Origin of the sequence: Streptomyces botrytidirepellens, assembly GCF_003721215.1 — a bacterium.
In the GTDB taxonomy this organism is placed as follows: domain Bacteria; phylum Actinomycetota; class Actinomycetes; order Streptomycetales; family Streptomycetaceae; genus Streptomyces; species Streptomyces himastatinicus.
Map to the genome: position 1 here is coordinate 1 of NZ_RIBZ01000852.1, position 21,171 is coordinate 21,171.

A 21,171-nucleotide genomic window follows, 5' to 3' on the forward strand; every position below is an offset into this window, starting at 1 on the left:
CCGACGTGCCGCCCCCCGCCCGCCGCTGCACCGAGGCCCCCTCGCGCGGCGCGGCCCCGCCCGGACCGCCCTGACCGAGCCGGCGACGTCCGTCGCGTCCTCAGTCCTTTCGTCACACCTCGTCTTCGGTACGTACTAACGGGAGTTGGATCACCTTGGCTACCTTGCTCTACAAAATCGGCCGTTTCGCCTTCCGGCGACGAGGTCTCACCGTCCTGCTGTGGCTCCTGGTCCTCGTCGGTGCCGGGGTCGCCTCCTCGTCCGCGCCGCCCCCGCCCGCCGACACCTTCTCCATGCCGGGTACGGAGTCCCAGAAGGCCTTCGACCTGCTGAAGGAGAAGTTCCCGGACGCAAGCGCAGACGGTGCCTCGGCGCGGGTCGTGGTCCGCGCACCGGCGAATGCGAAGATCTCGGCTCCCGAGGCGAAGAAGAATGTGGCCGCCCTCGTCGCCGACCTGTCGAAGGCCCCGCAGGTCGTCAGCGCCTCCGACCCGTTCACCGCGGGCGCCGTCAGCGAGGACGGCACGACGGCCTACACGATCGTCACCTACAAGGTCGCCGCTGCGGAGGTGTCCGACAAGGCGCACGACGCCCTGCTCAAGGCAGCCGACGACGCCCGTGCGGACGGACTCAGGGTCGAGCTGGGCGGTGACGCGGTCCCCGTGGAGCAGTCGCTGGGCGGCACTGCCGAGATCATCGGCATCGGCGTCTCCGCCGTGATCCTCCTGGTGACCTTCGGTTCGCTGGTGGCGGCCGGCATGCCGCTGCTCACCGCCGTCATCGGGGTCGGCATCGGCATCTCCGCGATCGGCGCCCTTGGCAGCACGCTCGGCCTGTCCTCGACCAGCACCACCCTGGCCATGATGATCGGCCTGGCCGTGGGGATCGACTACGCCCTGTTCATCGTCTCCCGCTACCGCGCCGAGATGGCCGAGGGCCGGGAGCGGGTGGAGGCCGTCGGCCGGGCTGTCGGCACCGCGGGCTCCGCCGTGGTCTTCGCCGGCCTCACCGTCATCGTCGCCCTCGCCGGTCTCGCCGTCCTCAACGTCCCGTCAGTGACCAAGATGGGCCTGACCGCGGCGGCCACCGTCGCGATCGCCGTCCTGGTCGCCGTCACACTCGTGCCGGCGCTGCTCGGCTTCGCCCCGTTCAAGGTGCTGCCCCGCAGGGACCGCAAGCGGATCGCGGGCAAGCCGCTGTCCAAGCGCCAGCGCCGCAAGGCCGAGAAGCGGGCCGTCCGGCAGCGGCCGAACCTGGGTGCCCGGTGGGCGGGCTTCGTCCTGCGCCGTCCCGTCATCGTGTTGCTGCTCGGGGTGCTCAGCCTCGGTGCCGTCGCCGTGCCCGCGACCCAGCTGGAGCTCGGCCTGCCCGGCGAGGGCACCATGGCCCCCGAGACCACCCAGCGCAAGGCGTACGACATGCTGTCGGAGTCCTTCGGCCCCGGCTTCAACGGCCCCCTGCTGGTCACCATCGAGGCCGACGACGCCAAGTCCGTGGGAGAGGATGTCGCCGCCAAGCTGTCCGACGAGCCCGGCGTCGCCCAGGTGGGCTCGCCGACCCCCAACAAGGCGGGCGACACCGCGATCGTCAACGTCGTACCGGACACGGGACCGACGGAGGACAAGACGGAACAGCTGGTCAAGAACCTGCGCGGCGACCTCGCGGGCGTCGGGCGCGCCGACGACGCCGAGGTTCTGGTGAGTGGGCAGACGGCCATGTTCATCGACTTCTCCAAGACCCTCAACGACGCGTTGCTGCCCTACCTCGCCCTCGTGGTCGGTCTCGCCTTCCTGCTGCTGATCCTCGTCTTCAGGTCGCTCCTCGTGCCGCTGAAGGCCGCTCTCGGATTCCTGCTGTCGATCTCCGCGGCGCTCGGCGTCGTTGTGGCGATCTTCCAGTGGGGCTGGCTCGCCGACATCCTGGGTGTCGACCAGCCGGGCCCGATCATGAGCACGATGCCGATCATCATGATCGGCGTGGTCTTCGGCCTCGCCATGGACTACGAGGTCTTCCTGGTGACCCGGATGCGCGAGGCATACGTCCACGGGGAGCCGACCCACCAGGCGGTCGTCACCGGCTTCCGGCACGGCGGCCGCGTGGTCACCGCGGCCGCGCTCATCATGACAAGCGTCTTCTCCGGATTCATCATGGAGGACGACGACTTCGTACGGATGATCGGCCTCGGCCTGGCCCTCGCGGTCCTCTTCGACGCTCTCGTCGTCCGCATGGCCATCATCCCGGCGCTCTTCGCCGTCCTCGGCGACCGCGCGTGGTGGCTGCCGAAGTGGCTTGACCGGGTGCTGCCCAACATGGATGTGGAGGGCGAGAAGCTGTCCCGCCGGCTCGCCGCTTCGCCGGGCCGGCGCACGGCGCAGGAACCCGAGTACAGCCGCTGACCAGCGCCGTGGGGCCGGTCCGACTCCGGACCGGCCCCACGATCGAGGCGACGACGTCGACGGTCGCTGCTACGGCACCTGCTGTGCCGCGCTGCGGCGACCGTCGAGGGGCGAGTCCGTGGCGGGCCCGCTCAGACGCCGGTAGGCGTACGCGGCGGAGACAAGCGCCATGTGGTGGTACCAGCCGGGAAACGAGCGCCCTTCGAAGTCCAGCATCCCGAAGTCCCGCTCCATGGAGCCGATCACGGCCTGCGTCTCGGTGTTCAGGGCGGCGATCGAGGCGACCTCCGCGAGACTGCTGTGGGCCAGGCTGGTGAGCCACATCGGCCCCGGGGCGTGGTCGCCGTCCACCTCGGTGAAGAGCCGGTAGGGCGGGCCGGGGGAGCGGCCTTGCCAGCCACCTGGCAGGTGAATGAGCGACGTCTGGAGGCGTGCGATGCGCTGTGGTCCGTCGGGCAGGGTGACGACGGTGCTCTCCGGGCTCTGCGAGGAGACCCGGGCTTTGGCACTGACCGGCGCCGAGGCGCCCACGGTGCCGTCGCCGATGGGAAGCACCGCGAGGTGCGGCGGCACCGCAATGACGAAGTCGCGCCGGCGCTTGGTGAGTCCGTTCAGGAGGTGCCCCACGTCGGGTTCGTCGCTCATGTCGACCAGGACGACGGCGGACGACGAGCCCGTACGGGCTGACAGCCGGTCGACGAGCCGGAGCGCGTGCGCCCACAGCGGCCGGTACTCCTCGGAGTCCGGTATGCGTGCGTCCCTGCGCCGGTCGCGGTCCTCGATCCAGTACGGCGGCAGGTGCAGGCACCAGTCGACGGGAACCCGAGCGGTGCCCACGCACAGGAACGATCCCAGTCCCAGCTGGCAGTTGAGCGTGCGGCCCGAGGACAGGTCGAAGTAGCGGTGCACCCCCACCGACCGATCACCGCGCTTGGGCAGGATGACCCGGCCGAGGGGCCAGACGGCTTCGGTCCGGTGATCCGCCACCCAGCAGGTGAGTTCCTCCATGACCGAGTCGAAGTCCCACGGGCTGAGGCTGACGAACTGACGCAGCGACTGTACGACGGACGGGTCGGACGAGATCGCGGCGGCGAGCCGGCGCACCGACTTCTTACCCGGCGTGACGAGCAACCCGTTCAGATAGGCGTGCGCCCACTTGCGTTGATCAGCCCGGCGTAAACTTCTGAAGATCGTTCTGCTGAAACGATCCAGAGTGGCTTCTGAATGGCTGGCGAGTGACGCGTCGCATGGTGTCGACGAGGCGTCCGCACGGGCCGCAAGCATGCCGCAATAACTCCCCCGACGCTACTGGACTTGTAGGGGCAGAGTCTAGGTCGCACCTTCGCTGTGGCGCCACTTCATTCGGCTGGCTGGCTTGTTCTGGCGCCTCGGGTGGCGCATGGCCTTGCGGCAGCCGTCAGCGGGAGGACGGGTGGGTTCCGCTCGGACGTTCAAAGGGGTCGGCTGCTCGCCCCAGTCGTCGACCGAGGCGTCCGGGCTATTCGGCCGTAGGACCCTGATCTGCGGGAACGCTGGGCGCGTGGCGTCCTGCCAGGGGGGAGCGGCGGGGGGTGACGGGTACCTCGCCCCAAGCGGGCTACGATCCGCGTCGGCGGCAGATCCAGGGCAGGGCGGACTTGGCATGTGCATTCAGATCACGCCAATCGGTGACGGGATCGCTGGACCGGGGGAATGTTCGAACTCTGTAAAGTAGCACTCGATGGCGCCAAGATCCTTGCGCTTGCATTGGTGGCAGGATCTACTCGGAAGCATGACGGTTGGCCACCTCGATCTCTCCGGGAACCGCGACAATGCCCGGCTCATTTCAGGTCGGCGGCATTTCGCCTGTGGGCGGTGGCCACTGCTTTCGGCATGTCTGTGCAAAAACGGGGTGAACGCTTTCTGTGTGCATGGGGAGCCACCGCGGACTCGCTCGGTTGATACGCGCGTTGACACGGAGGCATGATGAGGAATCAGGTCGAAGAGTGCAAAGACGCCAAGGCGCTTTCGTTCGACAGAGCAGCCGAGACGGTGCCGAGGGCCCGAAGAGCCAACGAGGCGGAGTCGCGGCGTGATCAAGTGCTTACCACGAAGGTGGGGCTGCACATACCTGTGGGACTCGCCTTCGAGGAGTGGGAGCGGGCTGGGCGTCAGCTCTCCGGGCTGCTCAATTCGTCGTCATGGTGGCTCGGTGACTGGCTCGTCTACGGCAAGGACCACTACGCCGACCGCTATGAGCGCGGCATTCGCGCGGCGGGGCTGCAATATCAGACGCTGCGCAACTACGCGTGGGTCTCCCGGCGGTTCGAGTTGCGCCGGCGACGGCCTGCGCTCAGTTTCCAGCATCACGCCGAGCTGGCGTCCCTGCCCGTCGGCGAGCAGGAGACCTGGCTCGACCGCGCCGAGCGGATGAAGTGGACCACCAAGCAACTGCGCAACGCCATCCGGGCCCAGCGCGAGGGGACCCCGCAGGCGACGGTCGAGGCGACGACGCGCCGGCTCGCCGTGCCCGACAACCGGCTGAAGTGGTGGCACAAGGCGGCGGCCCAGTCCGGCACCGAGTTGGCGGACTGGGTGATGGACACCCTCGACGCCGCCGCCGCCCAGGTGTTGAAGGAGGCCGAGCGGCAGCTCCCCCTCGAATGACCAGCTCCCCGGCACCGACCGGTGCGACCGTCGCGCCGGAGGCGGGACAGGCGTCCGTCCGGGGCAGTGACAGCCGCGGGTCCGCACCCCGTGACGGGTGCGGACCCCGCCCATCGTGAGAAGGGATCCCAACGGCGAACGGCCCATGAGTCCGGCCGTCTGCGCGTGCCTGGTGCATCCGCGCCAGGCGAACGACCGCTCCACCCGCTCGCGGACATCGGGATCTCGTTCGTGGCCGAGGGGGAACATGCCCTCGCACTTGGCCACCGGACGAGAGAGGCCTCGACGCTGAGGGCGGTCTTCCGGAAACAGCCGACGATTCGGTCCTGTCCCAGCAGTTGCCGAATTCCTTCCCGAAGGCCGGCGCGGTCGACTGCACGACGCCCGGTGTCCCCTCCGCCGACTCGATCTTCTCCACCACGCCGTGCACATGCGCCGAGGTGGAGTTCGGCGCCGGGGCGGCGGGCGTCACGTCGTAGACGGTGGGCGAGTCGTACGCGTGTTGACTTGCGAACGTGATCAGGACCACCCGGCCGATGTCCATCGCCGCCCAGTGTGATGACCGGAAGGTGGGCGGCGAAGGGACCGTCTCCGGGAGCCCGGGCGCCGGCCATCAGCGCCGGCGGGTTCCCGCGCATCAGATCGACCATCCATGAGACGTCTGGTTCCCGGTCATGGCGGGGGACGAACATATGGCACTCACCTTTCACGCTCTGACTGAATCAGTGACGGTGAGGCATAGAGGCCCACGAGGCGCGTCAATGATTGCGGCGATTACTCAAGGAAACCGCCGTACTGTCCTGTCGACAGGACAACGGGTCCTTCATGGTGGCGTCCCGTCGACTTCGGTGCACTGAAAATCGATCCGCCGCCTTCGGTGTTTTCATCGAGGGAAGAAAGTGGAAGACTGGCCACACCGGTTCAGAACGGCTTGCCCCGTAACAGGGTATGCGCCGGACTGACGTGTGGCCTCAATGAGCTGCGTGCGGTCCAGCCCCTATTTATTTCCGTGCGCCAATGAGTTCTTGAGGCAAGGGTCCATTCAACTATCGGGAGGAATTCGTGGAAAACGAGAAGGCGATCGAATCGCTGGACGCCGAGTGCTACGAGCCGCCGACGCTGGTGGCGGTCGGTGAGTTCTCCGAAGACACCCTCGGATTCGGCAGCCGGTACACCGACATCATCGGCGAACACGTCTGAGGCATGAGATATCGCACCGGATTCGTCGTCTTTCCGGACCAGCCGGAGACGTCACTTCTTGACGACGTGTGTCCGTTCGAGGCTCCGCGGCTGATACCCCACCCGTCGGGGCGTCCCTGGGTGGTGGGCAGTTGGGAGGCGGACGAGGTCCGCCAGGCGGCGGCAGGCCCGGTGCGAGTGGTGGTGATCGGGGTCTGCCCGGTCACCACCGCCCGGCTCACCGAACTGTGCCTACGCGTCCGTACGCTGTCCGACGTGGACGCTCTCGCCCGAGAGCTGCCGGGCAGCCACCACCTGCTGGCCGCTGTCGACGGCTCGGTACGCGTCCAGGGCAGTCACTCCGGATTGCGCCAGGTGTTCCATACCCGGCTGGGCGATCTGACGGTCGCGGCCGACCGGGCCGATGCCCTGGCGTCAATGACCGGGGCGGGCGTGGACGAGCGCACCTTGGCGGCACGCGTCGTGTGCGGGGGCATGCTGCCACCTCCGCTCGCCGACCGCAGCCTCTGGTCCGGTGTGGCCACGGTGCCGCACGACCACTGCCTCGTGCTCGAGCCGCACCGTGCCCGTGAGGAGCGGTGGTGGCAGGCACCGGAGCCCGCCCTGTCCCTGCCCGAAGGCGCGGCGAAGCTCAGAACCGCGTTGGTCACCGCCGTGGACGGCCGCCAGACGAACGGGGAACCGCTCGGTGCGGATCTGTCGGGCGGCATGGATTCGACGTCCCTGTGCTTTCTCGCCGCACGGCACACCCCCGACCTGTCGACCTTCCGGTGGGCCGAGGCCGACGCGGGAAACGACGACACGTACTTCGCCGCGGAAGCCGCGCGCTCCCTTCCCGGGGCACACCATCTCGTGGTCGGGCAGCACGAGCTGCCGCCTGTTTTCGCGGATCCCCAGGCACCGGCCGACACCGAGCGGCCCTACCTCTACACGCGCACCCTGAAACGGATGCGGTACTCGGCCCACCTGCTCTCCGAGCACGGTGTCCGGTGGCACCTGGCGGGTCACGGCGCCGACGAGTTGTTCAGCCGCTTCCCCGGCTACCTGCACCGGTTGGCGCGCCGCCGCCCTCTCACCGCGGTACGGCATCTGCGCGGCCACCGAGCCCTTCAGCGCTGGCCATGGACGGAAACCCTCACCCAGCTGGTACGGGGCGGAGGAGTGCCGGGGTGGTGGGACGCACAGGCCGACCGGCTGACGCAGCCGCCGCCGTCCCGCCGCGCTCCGTCCCTGGGCTGGGGCCTGACGGCACTGCGCGCTCCGGTCTGGGCGACCGGGCAGGCGGTGGACGCCGCACGGCAGGCCCTCAGGGAAACCGCCGAGTACGCCGAGCCCTTCGCCCGGGACCGGGGCCAGCACCAGTTCCTGGCCGCACTGCGGACCACAGCGCCGGCCTACCGGCAGCTCTCCCGTCTGTTCGAAACGGCCGGAGTCCGACTGCATCTGCCGTACCTCGACGACCGGGTCGTCGAGGCGGCCTTGGCGGTACGTCTGCACGAGCGCGTCACTCCGTGGCGCTATAAGCCCCTGCTCGCCGCTTCGATGCGGGGTCTCGTACCCGACGTCGTGCTGAACCGGACCACCAAGGGTGACTTCAGCGCGGACCTGCGCGCCGGGCGCCGACGCAACCTGTCCGCGCTCCTCGATGTCTTCTCCGACTCGCTGCTGGCCGACATGGGGATGATCGACGTGGACGCGCTGCGCAGCCATCTCCTGACACCGCACGCGGACTCCTCCAGGGACATCGGCGTCGAGCAACTCCTGGGCTGCGAGACCTGGGTGCGCGTCGCCAGACAACTTCCGGTCCACCGTGGGAGGCAGTGATGCCCTTGAGCCTCAACCCCGACGTCGCCGTCGCCGAGACCGAGGACGGCGCCATACTGCTGCACCAGCACACCGGCCGCTACTGGCAGCTCAACGTCACAGGCATGCTCGTGTTGCGCCGCCTGCTCAAGGGCTGCACGCACGGGGAAGTCGCGAGCGATCTCGTCACCCGCCACGGCGCCGATCCCGGCCAGGCGCAGCGCGATGTCACGTCACTGATTATCCAACTGCGCGCTGCCAAGCTGCTCGAGGAGCCCCGTTGAGTGTTCCCCACGCTCTGCCGGACCGTGACCGTGTGCCACTGCACAAGCGCGTCGGACCGATGATCGCCGTCGGCGCGGCACGCCTGCTGAGCGGGCTCAAACCAGTGAAAGTGTGCGCGGTCCTCGCATTCCTCCGCCGTGGCGCCCGCCCCGCCACCGAGGGGCAGGTGCTCGACGCCAGGCGGGCGATCGTGTCGGCGAGCCTGCGCTGCGCCGGGCTGGCGTGCCTTCAACGGTCCCTGGCCGTTGCGCTGTTGTGCAGGAGCCGCGGAGTGTGGCCAACCTGGTGTACGGGTGTGCGCACGAGCCCGTTCGACGCCCACGCGTGGGTCGAGGTTGCCGGGAAGCCCGTGGGCGAGCCCTACCCGGCGGACCACTATCGGAAGATCCTCACTGTCCCACCCCTGTCTGAGGACCGGTAAACCGTGCGGACGAAGGGGAGGGCGCGGGACTCAAGCATGCCGTACTCGCTTGCAGGTCGAGTGCTGCTGCGGGAGGAGCCCTCGATCTCGGACCCGACCTCGTACGCGGCGGTCCTGGCGGCGGTCAGCGCCGGGCATCACCGGCGGTCGGAGCGCGCCCTTCGAGGAACTCGCCCGCCAGTGATGCTTCGAACACGCCGTACCCGAGAGCCTCGGCGGTGGGGCAAGCCGGGTGCGCCCGACGGATCGCCTGCGGGGAGCATCGACGCGGGCGCGAGCTGGACCTCGTGGTGGCGGGCCCATGCTTGAGGAACTGCCGGGACCTACGTGCCGATCGGCGACTCAGCGACGCAACCACCGGCGTTGATCAGGCTTTCGCCCTTCTCCTCCGCGATGACCTTGCCCTTGTGCACGATCGTGCAGCTCACCGATGGGTCGGAGGAGATCGGCATCACCGCCGACGGCATGATGCCCCGGAGTGTCACCGTTTTCTTCCAGGGCAGCGCGGGCTTCTCCACCGTCGTGGTCTCGGGGTCCATGGCCTTGCCGCCGCCCCCGTTGAACTCGATCGAGGCGACGTTCTTCCCCGTCACCTCGTAAGTGACCTCGTATGTCTGGTCCACCACCTTGTCGACGGCATCGACGGCCTCCTCCTCCGAACAGGCGGAGAGGCCGAGCGCGACGAGGCCGGTGAGGGCGACGGATAAGACGGCGGTACGTACGGTGCGATTCATGCGGATTCCCCCCGGGCCTCGGACTTCAGACGCCGCATCTCATCGCAGATAGACAGCCGAGTGAAGCCGAAGGTTGCCCCCCCCGGGGCTACGGCTCCTGGAGCGATGTCTTCGCGACGTCCACGAAGTCCCCGAGGGCGGCCCAGAAGGGGCTGTAGGCGTCGTTGAAGCGGCGTATCGCCTCCGGCTCGTCGGCGGCCATGGCCTGGAGTGAGCGGTGGAACCGGCCGGTTGACTTCTGGAGTTTGTGCGCCGCCTCGCCCGCGGCGGCAGGGCCCTCCAGCTCGACCACCCGCGCGCAGTGCCGCAGCTTTCCGTAGTGGTCGCGCTCGCGCTCGATGATCTCGTCCAGCAGGGCGGGGCGGCTGCGGAAGTCGCCGTTCCGCTGGGCGGCGGAGACTTCCCAGTAGAAGTCGCCCATGGTGTGGATCTGTTCGATCAGCTCCAGGTACGCGGTCCGCCTGCTGTCGCGCAGCCGCTCCGTCTGCTGGGCGCGTGCAGCGGTGTCGGCCTGGATCTGGGCGGCGCGGGTGTTGCCGCGGCTGGTGACCCAGCTGGCTACTACGGCGGTGCCGCCGGTGAGGGCCGCGATCCAGAACGTGCTGTCGGCCATCGTGCACCCCCGTGGTCATCTTCGGTCACATCCACCATCCCCCGATGGTAGGAAGATACGGAAGGAGTAACGGTTCGGCGGTATGCGCCACAGATATGTTCCGGGCATGAGCGCATCCGGGCTGCGGCCCGCCGTGACCGAGTTGAGGCTGTCCGCCTTCAAGTCCCATCGACGTGCGGTCTTTTCCCTGGGGCCGCTGACGCTGTTCGCCGGGCCGAGCGGAAGCGGTAAATCGGGCGTGCTGGAGGCGTACGCGGCGCTCGCGCGCCTGGCGGGTGGCGCCCGGCTCGCGGAGGTGTTCCGCGAGCCGGCGTCGTACATCCCGCGCCGGGCGCGGCCGGACCGGCAGGGGCGGCGCGGCTTCCGCATCGGGTGCACCGTGGACGGCCCGGTCGGGCCGGTGCGGCTGGATGTCGCCGTACAGGCCGAGCCCGAACTGCGCATCGTGGGCGAGCGGTTGACGGGGGCGGGGGAGACGCTGCTGGAGACGGCGCTGCGCGACCCGGAGCGGCGCTCCGTCCAGGCCGCCTGGCACACGGCGGGGGCGGTCGCGGTCACCCGGGCTCCGCTGCCCGACGACCGGCTGGCGACCTCGCTGCTGCCGCTGCGGGTGGCGGGCATCACCGAGGGGCAGCGGCTGGCGCTGGCCGGGGCCGAGCAGGTGGTGATCGCGTTGCGTTCGGTGTTCGCCTGCGATCCGCGGCCGGATCGGATGCGGGCGCCGGCGGCGCCGCGCGACGGGCGGCTGCGCGGCGGCTGCGAGAACCTGGCGGCGGTGCTGCGGCGCACCAGCCGGGAGTGCGTCTCCCGGCACGCGGCGCTGGTCGCGGCGGTGCGGGCGGGGTGCGCGGGGCCGGTGGAGGGCCTGGTGACGGAGGGGGCCGGGGGAGGAGGGGTGCGGGCCCTGGTGGAGCAGGGGGAGCTGGGCGCGATGCCGGTGGAGCGGCTGGGCGACGGGGAGTTGCGCTACCTGGCGCTCGCGCTGGTGCTGCTGACCGGTCCGGGGGTGCTGGCGATGGAACCGGCGGCGGATGTGCTTCCCGCGCGGCAGGTGCTGACGGTGCTGGCGGACGGTTTCGACCGCTGCCTGGACCGGAGGCAGGCGCGGGAGCTGCTGGGGGTGGCGGTCCGGATGTGCGCACGGGGGCACATCCGGCTGGTGGGGACCGTGGGGGACGTGGCGGGGGCGGTCGGGGACGCCCCCGTCACGGGGGACGCTCCTGTCACGGTGGTAAACCTGGAGCGTGAGCGAGTCTCTTGAACCCGAGTCCGGTGCGCGTTCCGCCGCGTGTGAGCGACGATCCGACGGCCTTGATGTGGCGGGCCTCCAGCGCAGGCTGGCGGCCTTCGCGGCGGCGCGCGACTGGCAGCAGTACCACACCCCGAAGAACCTCGCGGCGGCGCTGAGCGTCGAGGCGTCGGAGCTGGTGGAGATCTTCCAGTGGCTGACGCCGGAGGAATCGGCGCGGGTGATGGGGGAGCCGGGGAAGGCGGCCCGGGTCGAGGACGAGGTCGCCGATGTGCTGGCGTATCTGCTCCAGTTCTGCGAGGTGCTGGGGATCGACGCGCTCGCCGCGCTGGCCGCGAAGATCGACCGCAATGAGGGCCGGTTCCCGGTTGCGGCGCCTGGAGGCCCCGTTCGTCACTCTCAGTAGTGGCAAAGTTATCCACAACGCAACTGTTGTCAACAGATTCCTGAATTCCCCTAGCTTTTCGGCCTGTTAGTCATCACTCTGGGTAGTGGAGGAGTGACGGGTGCGGAAAGTCCGTTGAGAGGGGTTCGGGGCATGGACGCGATGCGGCTGATCGGTGTCACCCGGCACGCCCTGGCGAAGGCCGGAGGCGTGCACGACATCGTGGCCGAGGCCTGGCAGGTCCAGGCGCTGGCGGAAGCGGTCGGCGGATACTTCATGGTGAGCGGCCCGGCGGCGGCGCGGGCGGAGGCGCGCGGCCTGTGCGAGGCGGGCGGCAGGGCGCGCGGGGCGCTGTTTCACCCGGCGCTGCACCATCCCGCGTTGCGCGGCGCGGGCTTACGGGCGGCTCAGCTGTCGGAGGTGCGGGACCCCAGAGGCGTGCTGCTGGCGCTGGGGGATCTGCTGGCGGAGGCGGGATTCGCGCTGGTGGGCGTCGCCTCCAGCACGGAGGAGGAGGCGCTGTACTGGCAGTGCGTCGAGGCGATCGACGCGGCGGACGAGGCGAGGGACCGGGTGCTCGGGATGCTGAGGCACCTCACGGGGCTGGAGTGGGGTGGGGAGTGGGGTGGTGCGGCATGAGAAGGCAGGATGGGGTGCATGGATCTCCGCATTTTCACCGAGCCCCAGCAGGGGGCGACCTACGAGACTCTGCTGTCCGTTGCGAAGGCCACCGAAGACCTCGGGTTCGACGCCTTCTTCCGCTCCGACCATTACCTGCACATGGGGGATGTCGACGGACTGCCGGGCCCGACAGACGCGTGGCTCACCCTGGCCGGGCTGGCCCGCGAGACCAAGCGGATCCGGCTGGGCACCCTGATGACCGCCGCCACCTTCCGGCTGCCGGGCGTCCTCGCGATCCAGGTCGCGCAGGTCGACCAGATGTCGGGTGGACGAGTCGAGCTGGGCCTGGGCGCGGGCTGGTACGAGCAGGAGCACACCGCGTACGGCATCCCCTTCCCGAAGGAGAAGTTCGCGCGGCTGGAGGAGCAGCTGGCCATCGTCACCGGCCTGTGGAAGACGCCGGTCGGCGAGACCTTCAGCCATGACGGTGCGCACTACCAGCTCACCGACTCGCCCGCGCTGCCCAAGCCCGCCCAGGGCAGGGTGCCGGTGCTGGTCGGCGGCCAGGGGCCGACCCGCACCCCGCGGCTGGCCGCGCGGTTCGCGGACGAGTTCAACATGCCGTTCGCGTCGGTCGAGGACAGCGAGCGCCAGTTCGGCCGGGTGCGGGCGGCCGCCGAGGAGGCCGGGCGCAAGGGCGACGACCTGGTGTACTCGAACGCGCTGGTGGCCTGCGTGGGCAAGGACGACGCCGAGGTCGCCCGGCGGGCCGCGGCGATCGGCCGTGAGGTCCAGGAGCTGAAGGAGAACGGGCTGGCGGGCTCCCCTGCCGAGGTGGTCGAGAAGATCGGCCGCTATGCGGAGGCCGGGGCGTCCCGGGTCTACCTCCAGATCCTGGACCTCGACGACCTCGATCACCTTGAGCTGATTTCATCCCAGGTCCAGGCCCAGCTGGGCTGACCAGCCCCACCGACCCGTCGGCCGGGCCCGGCCGACGGGCCGACCGAGCCCGCGTGGCTCACCGAACCACCAGGAGTACCCGTGATGTCCGTCCCACCTACGCCACTGGCCACCGCTCTGGAAGGCGGGCCGCTCGTCCTCGACGGCGGGCTGTCCAACCAGCTGGAGGCGCAGGGCTGCGACCTTTCCGACGAGCTGTGGTCGGCCCGGCTGCTCGCCGATGACCCGGGGCAGATCGAGGCGGCGCACGCCGCGTATGTGCGGGCGGGCGCACGGGTGCTCATCACCAGCAGCTACCAGGCCACCTACGAGGGCTTCGCCCACCGGGGCGTGGCCCGCGAGGACGCCACGGCGCTGCTGGGCCGCAGCGTCGAGCTGGCGCGCGGCGCGGCCGGGGGAGCGGCCGACCCGGCCGCCCCGGTGTGGGTGGCGGCCTCCGTGGGGCCCTACGGGGCGATGCTGGCCGACGGCAGCGAGTACCGGGGGCGGTACGGGCTGAGCGTGGCCGAGCTGGAGCGGTTCCACCGGCCGCGGATCGAGGCGCTGGTCGCGGCCGGGCCCGATGTGCTCGCCCTGGAGACGGTGCCGGACGCCGACGAGGCGGCGGCCATGCTGCGGGCCGTCGAGGGCTGCGGGGTGCCCGTCTGGCTGTCGTACAGCATCGCGGGGGAGGCCACCCGGGCCGGGCAGCCGCTCCGGGACGCGTTCGCCGTCGCCGCCGGGAACGAGCAGGTGATCGCCGTCGGCGTCAACTGCTGCGAGCCGGGCGACGCGGACCGGGCCGTGGAGATCGCGGCCGAGGCCACCGGAAAGCCGGTGGTGGTGTATCCGAACAGCGGAGAGGAGTGGGACGCGGCGGCCCGGAGCTGGCGCGGGCGGTCGACCTTCGACCCGGCACGGGTGAAGGGATGGCGGGATGCCGGCGCGCGGCTCATCGGCGGCTGCTGCCGGGTCGGGCCGGACCGGATCGCCGAGCTGGCGGGCGTGGTGAGAAACCATTAGGTAAGGGGGCTCGCACCCGGCGATACTCGGACGGGTGTTCTTGACGATATCCACCACCGGCACCATCGAGCGCCCCGCGACCGACCTCGGGTTTCTGCTGCACAAGCACCCCGACAAGGCGCAGCGGTTCTCGACCTCCCACGGCACCGCGCACGTCCTCTATCCCGAGGCCGACGCCGAGCGCTGCACGGCGGCGCTGCTGCTGGAGGTCGACCCCGTCGCGCTGGTGCGGCGGGGCCGGGGCAAGGGACGGGGCGGCGCGCCCGACTCCGCACTCGCCCAGTACGTCAACGACCGTCCGTACGCGGCCTCCTCGCTGCTGGCCGTCGCGCTGAGCACCGTCTTCTCCAGCGCCCTGAGGGGACACTGCAAGGCGCGGCCCGAGCTGCCGGAGCGGCCGCTGCCGCTGCGGATCGAGGTGCCCGCACTGCCCGCCCGCGGCGGCGCCGCCCTGGTCGAGCGGCTCTTCGCACCGCTGGGCTGGGCGGTGACGGCCGAGCCGGTGCCGCTGGACGAGCGGTTCCCGCAGTGGGGCGACTCGCGGTACGTACGGCTGGTGCTGGAGGGCGAGCTGCGGCTCGCCGACGCGCTGCGCCATCTGTATGTGCTGCTGCCGGTGCTGGACGACGCGAAGCACTACTGGGTCGCCCCGGACGAGGTGGACAAGCTGCTGCGTTCCGGCGAGGGCTGGCTGGAGCACCACCCCGAGCAGCGGCTGATCACCAACCGGTATCTGGCCCGCCGCTGGTCGCTGACCCGCAGCGCGCTGGAGCGGCTGGAGCTGGCGCGGCTCGCGGAGACGGACGACGCCGAGGTGGAGGAGATCGACAACGCGGTGGAGGAAGTGGCCGCCGAGTTCGCCGAGCAGGAAGGACAGACGGAGGAGGCAGGACGGACGGAGCAGGCAGGGCAGACGGAGCCGACGGAGCAGGGGGAGCGGGAAGAGGTGGAGCCGGAGGGGGAGGGCACGCCGCGGCCGGTGCCGCTGGCCGTGCGGCGGCGCGAGGCGATCCTCGACGCGCTGCGGGCAGCGGGGGCGTCCCGGGTGCTGGATCTCGGCTGCGGCCAGGGCCAGTTGCTGGGCGAGCTGCTCAAGGACGCGCGGTTCACCGAGATCGTCGGTGTCGATGTGTCGATACGCGCGCTGAACGAGGCGGCGCGGCGGCTGCGGCTGGACCGGATGCCCGAGCGGCAGTCGGCGCGGCTGAAGCTGACGCAGGGCTCGCTCGCGTACACCGACTCCCGGCTGACCGGCTATGACGCTGCGGTGCTCAGCGAGGTGATCGAGCACGTGGATCCGCCCCGGCTGCCCGCCCTGGAGTACGCGGTGTTCGGCGCCGCCCGGCCCACGGTCGTCGTGGTGACCACGCCCAACGTCGAGTACAACGTGCGGTGGGAGTCCCTGCCCGCCGGGCAGGTCCGCCACCCCGACCACCGCTTCGAGTGGACGCGGGAGGAGTTCCGCGACTGGGCGCGGGGAGTGGCCGAACGGCACGGCTATGCGGTTGAGTTCCGTCCCGTCGGCCCCGAGGACCCCGAGGTCGGCGCACCGACCCAGCTCGCGCTCTTCCGGCAGGAGACCGGGGAGACGGGCACAACGAGCACGACCACCAGCACCACGACCGGCACGACACCGACCACGACACCGACCACGTCACCGAAGGAGGCCGCCGCATGACCGACGCCACCATGACGCTCGACAGGCGCAGCCTCGGCGTGCCCGACCTGTCCCTCGTGGTCCTCGTCGGCACCACCGGCTCCGGCAAGTCCACCTTCGCCCGGCGCCACTTCCTGCCGACCCAGATCGTCTCGTCCGACGTCTGCCGGGGCCTGGTCTCCGACGACGAGAACGACCAGAGCGCCACCCCGGACGCCTTCGACCTGCTCCACTACATCGCGGGCAAGCGGCTGGCGGCCGGGCGGCTGACCGTGGTCGACGCGACCAACGTCCAGCCCGAGGCCCGCCGCAGCCTGATCCAGCTGGCGCGTGAGCACGACGTCCTGCCGGTCGCGATCGTCCTCGACGTCCCCGAGGGCGAATGCGCGCGGCGCAACGCGGCCCGACCCGACCGGGCCGACATGCCCTCCCACGTCATCCCGCGTCAGCGTCGTGAGCTGCGCCGCTCCCTGAAGTCCCTGGAGCGCGAGGGGTTCCGCAAGGTGCACATCCTGCGCGGCGCCGAGCAGGTCGAGGCCGCGGAGATCGCGATCGAGCGCCGCTACAACGATCTGCGCCACCTCACCGGCCCGTTCGACATCATCGGTGACATCCACGGCTGCCGCTCCGAGCTGGAAACCCTGCTGGGCAAGCTCGGATACGCCCTGCGCCGCGACGGGCAGGGCCGCCCGGTCGACGCCGTCCACCCCGAGGGGCGCACCGCCGTCTTCGTCGGCGACCTCGTCGACCGCGGGCCGGACAGCCCCGGGGTGCTGCGCCTGGTGATGGGCATGGTCGCCTCCGGGACGGCGCTGTGCGTGCCCGGCAACCACGAGAACAAGCTCGCCCGCTACCTCAAGGGCCGCAAGGTCAAGCTCATCCACGGCCTCGCCGAGACGGTCGAGCAGCTGGACCGCGAGCACGCCGCGGACCCGGAGTTCGCCGACCGGGCGCGGGAGTTCATCGAGTCGCTGGTCAGCCACTATGTGCTGGACGGCGGGGCGCTGGTGGTCTGTCACGCCGGGCTGCCCGAGAAGTACCACGGCCGCACCTCGGGCCGGGTGCGCTCCCACGCGCTGTACGGGGAGACGACCGGTGAGACCGACGAGTTCGGCCTGCCGGTGCGCTACCCGTGGGCCGAGGACTACCGGGGCCGCGCCGCGGTCGTCTACGGACACACCCCGACCCCTCGGGCATCGTGGCTCAACAACACCATCTGCCTGGACACCGGTTGTGTCTTCGGCGGCCGGATGACCGCGCTGCGCTGGCCGGAGCGCGAGATCGTGGACGTCCCGGCCGAGCGGGTCTGGTACGAGCCGGTCAGACCGCTGGGCAACGAGGCCCCGGGCGGTACCGACGGCCGTCCGCTCGACCTCGCCGATGTGCGCGGCCGCCGTATCGTCGAGACCCGGCACATGGGCCGGATCGCGGTCAAGGAGGAGAACGCGGCGGCGGCCCTGGAGGTCATGAGCCGCTTCGCCGTCGACCCTCGGCTGCTCGCCTACCTCCCGCCCACCATGGCGCCCGCCGCCACCTCGACCGAGGAGGGCTACTTGGAGCACCCGGCGGAGGCGTTCGCCGCCTACCGCGCGGACGGGGTGCGCCAGGTGATCTGCGAGGAGAAGCACATGGGGTCCCGGGCGGTGGCGCTGGTCTGCCGCGACCCGGAGGTGGCGAAGGAGCGCTTCGGGTCGCCCGACGGCGTATCCGGCATGGTGTACACGCGCACCGGGCGGCCGTTCTTCGACGACCCGCGGCTGACCGAATCCGTCCTCGCCGGGGTGCGCGGCGGCATCGAGGGCGCCGGTCTGTGGCAGGAGCTGGAGACCGACTGGCTGCTGCTGGACGCCGAGTTGATGCCGTGGTCCCTCAAGGCCGCGGGGCTGCTGCGCAACCAGTACGCGGCGGTGGGCGCGGCCTCGGGCGCCGTGTTCCCCGGGGTGCTCTCGGCGCTGGAGGGCGCGGCGGCGCGCGGTGTCGAGGTGTCCGCGCTCCTCGACAAGCAGCGCGGGCGGGCCGTGGACGCGGCCGCGTTCACCGAGGCGTACCGACGCTACTGCTGGCCGGTCGACGGGCTGGACGGCATACGGATGGCCCCGTTCCAGATCCTGGCCGCCCAGGGCCGCAGCCTCGCCGCGCTTCCGCACGACCGGCAACTCGCCCTGATCGACCGCATGATCGAGGCGGAGAAGCCGGGACCGGACGGCGGCCCGCTGCTCGCCCCCACCCGCCGCCTCATAGTCGACACCGAGGACGACGCGGCGGTGGCCGAAGGCGTCGCGTGGTGGCGGGAGCTGACGGAGGCCGGTGGCGAGGGCATGGTCGTCAAGCCCCTCCAGGGCTTCGTCCGCAAGGGCGACGGCCGACTGGTCCAGCCGGGCGTGAAGTGCCGGGGCCGGGAGTACCTGCGGATCGTCTACGGCCCGGAGTACACCCGCCCGGAAAACCTGGACCAGCTGCGTCAGCGCCACCTCGGCCACAAGCGCTCGCTCGCCCTGCGGGAGTACGCGCTGGGGCTGGAGGCCCTGGACCGGCTGGCGGACGGGGAGCCGCTGTGGCGGGTGCACGAGGCGGTGTTCGCGGTGCTGGCCCTGGAGTCGGAGCCGGTGGACCCGCGGCTGTAGCGGGGAGGTGGCTCCCGGGCCGCGTAGCTGCCAGGTGATCCCCGGGCCGTGGACGTCGCGGCTGTGACCCTTGGCGGGCCCGGGATCAGATGGCGGACACCGCCGACTCCCGGGCCCGGAACGCACGGCGGTAGTCATGCGGCGGCACCCCCACCGCCCGGGTGAAGTGGCGCCGCAGATTGGCCGCCGTGCCCAGCCCGCACAGCTCCGCGATCCGCTCCACCGGCAGATCACCGCCCTCCAGCAGCGCCCGGGCCCGCGCGATGCGCTGGCCCTGGACCCAGCGCAGCGGTGTCGTCCCCGTGGCGGCGTGGAAGCGCCGCGCCAGGGTGCGCGGGCTGGTGCGGGCGCGGCGGGCGAGGTCGGCGAGGGTCAGCGGTTCCGCGAGGTGTTCGGTGGCCCAGTGCAGCAGCGGGGCGAGCGAGTCGTCGGTGCGCTCGGGCAGCGGCGTCTCGATGTACTGGGCCTGGCCGCCGGGCCGGTGGGCGGGCGCCACGAGCTGCCGGGCGAGGGTGTTGGCCGCCTCGCTGCCGTAGTCCTCGCGGACCAGGTGCAGACAGACGTCGACGCACGCGGTCGAGCCCGCTCCGGTGAGGACGTCGCCGTGGTCGACGTACAGCACCGACGGATCGAGGCGTACGGCCGGATAGCGCTCGGCGAACAGCGCCGCGTACATCCAGTGGGTGGCCGCCGTCCGCCCGTCGAGCAGCCCGGTCGCGGCGAGGGTGAACGCACCCGAACACAGCGACACGATGCGGGCGCCGCGCGCGTGGGCCTCGCGCAGGGCGTCGACCAGCTCAGCGGGCGGGTCGCCGCGTACATCGGCGGACGCCGGGACGATCACGGTGTCGGCGCGGACCAGTTCCTCCGCCCCGTACGGGGTGTGCGCGGCGAACCAGGAGCGGGTGGCCACCGGGGCCCCGGTCCGCCCGCGCCCCGGTCCGATCGCGCAGACCCGCAGGTCGTACCAGTCGTCGGGCAGTTCGGGACGGTCGGCGCCGAAGACATGGCAGGGGACGGCCAGATCGAAGATCGGCATGCCTTCGGTGACGGCGAGGGCGATGGAGCGGCGCATGGCAAGAATGTAGCGCGTGCTGTCAGTCTTGCCACTCGTGGTGGCGGGCCGCACCGCCGATGCTGGATGGGCATGACGCTCCCTTCCACGAAACCGCCGGGGAGTGGTGCGCCCACTCCCGGCGCGCCCGCTCCCGACACGCCCCCGGATCCCCGGCGTTGGCTGATCCTCGCGGTCGCATCGGCGGCCCAGTTCCTCGCCGTGCTTGACATGATCGCGGTCAATATCGCCTTTCCTGCGATCGGCGCGGACTTCCGTTCGGCCACCACCGCCGAGCTGTCCTGGGTGCTCAACGCCTACACCATCGTGCTCGCGGCGCTGCTGATCCCGGCCGGGCGGCTGGCCGACGCGATCGGCGGCCGACGCTCGTTCCTGACCGGCATGGTGCTGTTCGGGCTGGCGTCGGTCGCCTGTGGGGCGGCCCCCGGGCTCGGCGCGCTCGTCACTGCGCGCGTGGTGCAGGGCGCGGCGGCGGCCGTTCTGGTGCCCACCTCCCTCGCGCTGGCGCTGCCCGCCTTCCCCGCGCGCGAGCGGCCGACGGCGGTCGGTGTGTGGACGGCGGTCAGTGCGGTCGCGGCCAGTTCGGGACCCGTGGCGGGCGGACTGCTCGCCGCCTCCGACTGGCGGTGGATCTTCCTGATCAACGCGCCCGTGGTGCTGGCCGCCTGGGCGGCGGGGCTGCGGCTGCTGCCGCGCACCGGACCCGCGGGCAGTGAGCGCCGCCGCCTCGACCCGCTCGGCACCCTGCTGGTGCTCCTCGCCACCGGCGCCCTGACCACCGCCTGCGTCGAGGCCCCGGACTGGGGTTACGGCGCACCGGCCACCCTCGGCTTCCTGACCGGGGGTGTGGCGACGGGCGGGCTGGCGGTCGCGCACATGCGCCGCCACCCGGACCCGGTGGTGGACCCGGCGCTGTTCCGGACCCGTGCGTTCACCGCCGCCACCCTCGGCCTGTTCAGTTACTTTCTTGCCTACGCCGCGATGGTGCTCTCCTCGACGCTCCTGTTCACCGGCGTCTGGGGCTGGTCCACCGTCGCCGCGGGCCTGGCCATCACGCCTTGGCCGCTGGCGGTGCTGGTGGTCTCGATCGTGTCGGGACGGCTCGTACGGGTCCTGGGGGAGCGGCGCTCGGCGGCGCTCGGCGCGCTGTGCTTCGCCGCCGGGCCGGTGTGGTGGCTGCTGTGCGCAAGCGGCGACGGCGGACACTACGCCGTGGTGTTCATGCCGGGGCTGGTGCTCACCGGGATCGGCGCGGGGCTCTACCAGCCGGTCATGTTCGCCGCCGCCGGACTGCTTCCGGCCCGTCAGCTGTCCCTCGGCTCGGGCGTGCTGATGATGTCCCGGCAGGGCGGCCAGGCCCTGGGAGTGGCGGCGCTGGTCGTCATCACGGGCGGCGCCGCCCGGCCGGACCTGGGGGCGCTGCGCGGGGGCTGGGTCTTCGCCGCGGCGACCGCGGGGCTCGCCGCGTTCGCGGCGACGGCCCTGCGCGGCGGCGCGGAC

Annotated in this window: 18 protein-coding genes and 1 pseudogene; 14 read left to right on the plus strand and 5 right to left on the minus strand. The window is 71.4% G+C overall.

The genetic code is table 11. From position 1 onward, the window contains the following. Nucleotides 1-155 precede the first annotated feature (155 nt). Complete coding sequence (locus EEJ42_RS45055; protein WP_123107926.1) at nucleotides 156-2,396, plus strand: MMPL family transporter; 2,241 nt, start codon at nucleotides 156-158, stop codon at nucleotides 2,394-2,396. 69 nt (nucleotides 2,397-2,465) lie between these two features. Here the strand turns inward: EEJ42_RS45055 and EEJ42_RS45060 are convergent, their stop codons facing one another. Beyond that, nucleotides 2,466-3,680, minus strand: coding sequence for an IS701 family transposase (locus EEJ42_RS45060; RefSeq protein WP_425473071.1), 1,215 nt, complete (start codon nucleotides 3,678-3,680; stop codon nucleotides 2,466-2,468). A 795-nt stretch (nucleotides 3,681-4,475) separates the two neighbouring features. On the opposite strand from EEJ42_RS45060, the gene EEJ42_RS45065 reads away from it, so the two are divergent. Continuing rightward, nucleotides 4,476-5,042 (plus strand): LmbU family transcriptional regulator, encoded by a 567-nt coding sequence (locus tag EEJ42_RS45065; protein ID WP_246097840.1) that lies wholly within the window; start codon nucleotides 4,476-4,478, stop codon nucleotides 5,040-5,042. 385 nt (nucleotides 5,043-5,427) lie between these two features. Here EEJ42_RS45065 and EEJ42_RS53565 read toward each other — a convergent pair. After that, nucleotides 5,428-5,586, minus strand: a pseudogene (locus EEJ42_RS53565) (FMN-binding negative transcriptional regulator); the annotation flags it as partial. Nucleotides 5,587-6,104: 518 nt separating this feature from the next. Between EEJ42_RS53565 and EEJ42_RS45075 the strand changes: the two are divergent. The 4 genes from EEJ42_RS45075 to EEJ42_RS45090 are packed head-to-tail and all read left to right on the plus strand — an operon-like array spanning nucleotide 6,105 to nucleotide 8,751. Further along, on the plus strand, nucleotides 6,105-6,242 hold the full coding sequence (locus tag EEJ42_RS45075; RefSeq protein ID WP_425473072.1) for a lasso RiPP family leader peptide-containing protein: 138 nt from the start codon (nucleotides 6,105-6,107) through the stop codon (nucleotides 6,240-6,242). A gap of 3 nt (nucleotides 6,243-6,245) precedes the next feature. Then, nucleotides 6,246-8,066 (plus strand): asparagine synthase-related protein, encoded by a 1,821-nt coding sequence (locus EEJ42_RS45080; RefSeq protein ID WP_123107928.1) that lies wholly within the window; start codon nucleotides 6,246-6,248, stop codon nucleotides 8,064-8,066. Further along, a complete protein-coding gene (locus EEJ42_RS45085; protein ID WP_123107929.1) occupies nucleotides 8,066-8,329 on the plus strand; it encodes a lasso peptide biosynthesis PqqD family chaperone in 264 nt (87 codons plus the stop codon). Before EEJ42_RS45080 ends, EEJ42_RS45085 begins: the two co-directional genes overlap by 1 nt. 59 nt (nucleotides 8,330-8,388) lie before the next feature. Further along, nucleotides 8,389-8,751 carry a lasso peptide biosynthesis B2 protein gene (locus EEJ42_RS45090; protein ID WP_123107930.1) on the plus strand — a complete coding sequence of 121 codons (363 nt, stop codon included), beginning with the start codon at nucleotides 8,389-8,391 and terminating at the stop codon, nucleotides 8,749-8,751. Between the two features lie 323 nt (nucleotides 8,752-9,074). On the opposite strand, the gene EEJ42_RS45100 is transcribed toward EEJ42_RS45090, so the two are convergent. Together EEJ42_RS45100 and EEJ42_RS45105 are read right to left on the minus strand one after the other, a co-directional pair. Beyond that, the gene (locus EEJ42_RS45100) at nucleotides 9,075-9,485 is read right to left on the minus strand and encodes an MmpS family transport accessory protein (protein WP_123107932.1); all 411 of its coding nucleotides are present in this window, start codon (nucleotides 9,483-9,485) and stop codon (nucleotides 9,075-9,077) included. Nucleotides 9,486-9,573: 88 nt separating this feature from the next. After that, nucleotides 9,574-10,098: a hypothetical protein gene (locus tag EEJ42_RS45105; protein WP_123107933.1), complete on the minus strand. Its 525-nt coding sequence runs from the start codon at nucleotides 10,096-10,098 to the stop codon at nucleotides 9,574-9,576. A gap of 106 nt (nucleotides 10,099-10,204) precedes the next feature. Here EEJ42_RS45105 and EEJ42_RS45110 point away from each other — a divergent pair, with 106 nt between their 5' ends. The 7 genes from EEJ42_RS45110 to EEJ42_RS45140 all read left to right on the plus strand — a co-directional run bounded on the left by EEJ42_RS45110 (nucleotide 10,205) and on the right by EEJ42_RS45140 (nucleotide 18,596). Beyond that, nucleotides 10,205-11,359, plus strand: a complete 1,155-nt coding sequence (locus EEJ42_RS45110) for an AAA family ATPase (RefSeq protein WP_123107941.1) — start codon at nucleotides 10,205-10,207, stop codon at nucleotides 11,357-11,359. A 55-nt stretch (nucleotides 11,360-11,414) separates the two neighbouring features. Beyond that, nucleotides 11,415-11,753, plus strand: a complete 339-nt coding sequence (locus EEJ42_RS45115; RefSeq protein ID WP_123107934.1) for a nucleotide pyrophosphohydrolase — start codon at nucleotides 11,415-11,417, stop codon at nucleotides 11,751-11,753. 132 nt (nucleotides 11,754-11,885) lie between these two features. Beyond that, entirely contained in the window at nucleotides 11,886-12,371 is a 486-nt protein-coding gene (locus EEJ42_RS45120; protein WP_123107935.1) for a DUF6099 family protein, read from the plus strand. A gap of 18 nt (nucleotides 12,372-12,389) precedes the next feature. Beyond that, on the plus strand, nucleotides 12,390-13,313 hold the full coding sequence (locus tag EEJ42_RS45125) for an LLM class F420-dependent oxidoreductase (protein ID WP_123107936.1): 924 nt from the start codon (nucleotides 12,390-12,392) through the stop codon (nucleotides 13,311-13,313). Between the two features lie 84 nt (nucleotides 13,314-13,397). Then, nucleotides 13,398-14,315 carry a homocysteine S-methyltransferase gene (mmuM, locus tag EEJ42_RS45130; protein WP_123107937.1) on the plus strand — a complete coding sequence of 306 codons (918 nt, stop codon included), beginning with the start codon at nucleotides 13,398-13,400 and terminating at the stop codon, nucleotides 14,313-14,315. A gap of 34 nt (nucleotides 14,316-14,349) precedes the next feature. After that, nucleotides 14,350-15,993 carry a 3' terminal RNA ribose 2'-O-methyltransferase Hen1 gene (locus EEJ42_RS45135; protein ID WP_123107938.1) on the plus strand — a complete coding sequence of 548 codons (1,644 nt, stop codon included), beginning with the start codon at nucleotides 14,350-14,352 and terminating at the stop codon, nucleotides 15,991-15,993. Next, nucleotides 15,990-18,596, plus strand: a complete 2,607-nt coding sequence (locus EEJ42_RS45140) for a polynucleotide kinase-phosphatase (RefSeq protein ID WP_425473073.1) — start codon at nucleotides 15,990-15,992, stop codon at nucleotides 18,594-18,596. The genes EEJ42_RS45135 and EEJ42_RS45140 overlap by 4 nt, the downstream gene beginning before the upstream one ends. Before the next feature lie 85 nt (nucleotides 18,597-18,681). Here EEJ42_RS45140 and EEJ42_RS45145 read toward each other — a convergent pair whose 3' ends face one another. Further along, nucleotides 18,682-19,671 carry a GlxA family transcriptional regulator gene (locus EEJ42_RS45145; RefSeq protein WP_123107939.1) on the minus strand — a complete coding sequence of 330 codons (990 nt, stop codon included), beginning with the start codon at nucleotides 19,669-19,671 and terminating at the stop codon, nucleotides 18,682-18,684. 72 nt (nucleotides 19,672-19,743) lie between these two features. Here EEJ42_RS45145 and EEJ42_RS45150 point away from each other — a divergent pair. Continuing rightward, the coding region (locus EEJ42_RS45150; protein ID WP_246097843.1) for an MFS transporter at nucleotides 19,744-21,171 on the plus strand (1,428 nt) is incomplete at its 3' end.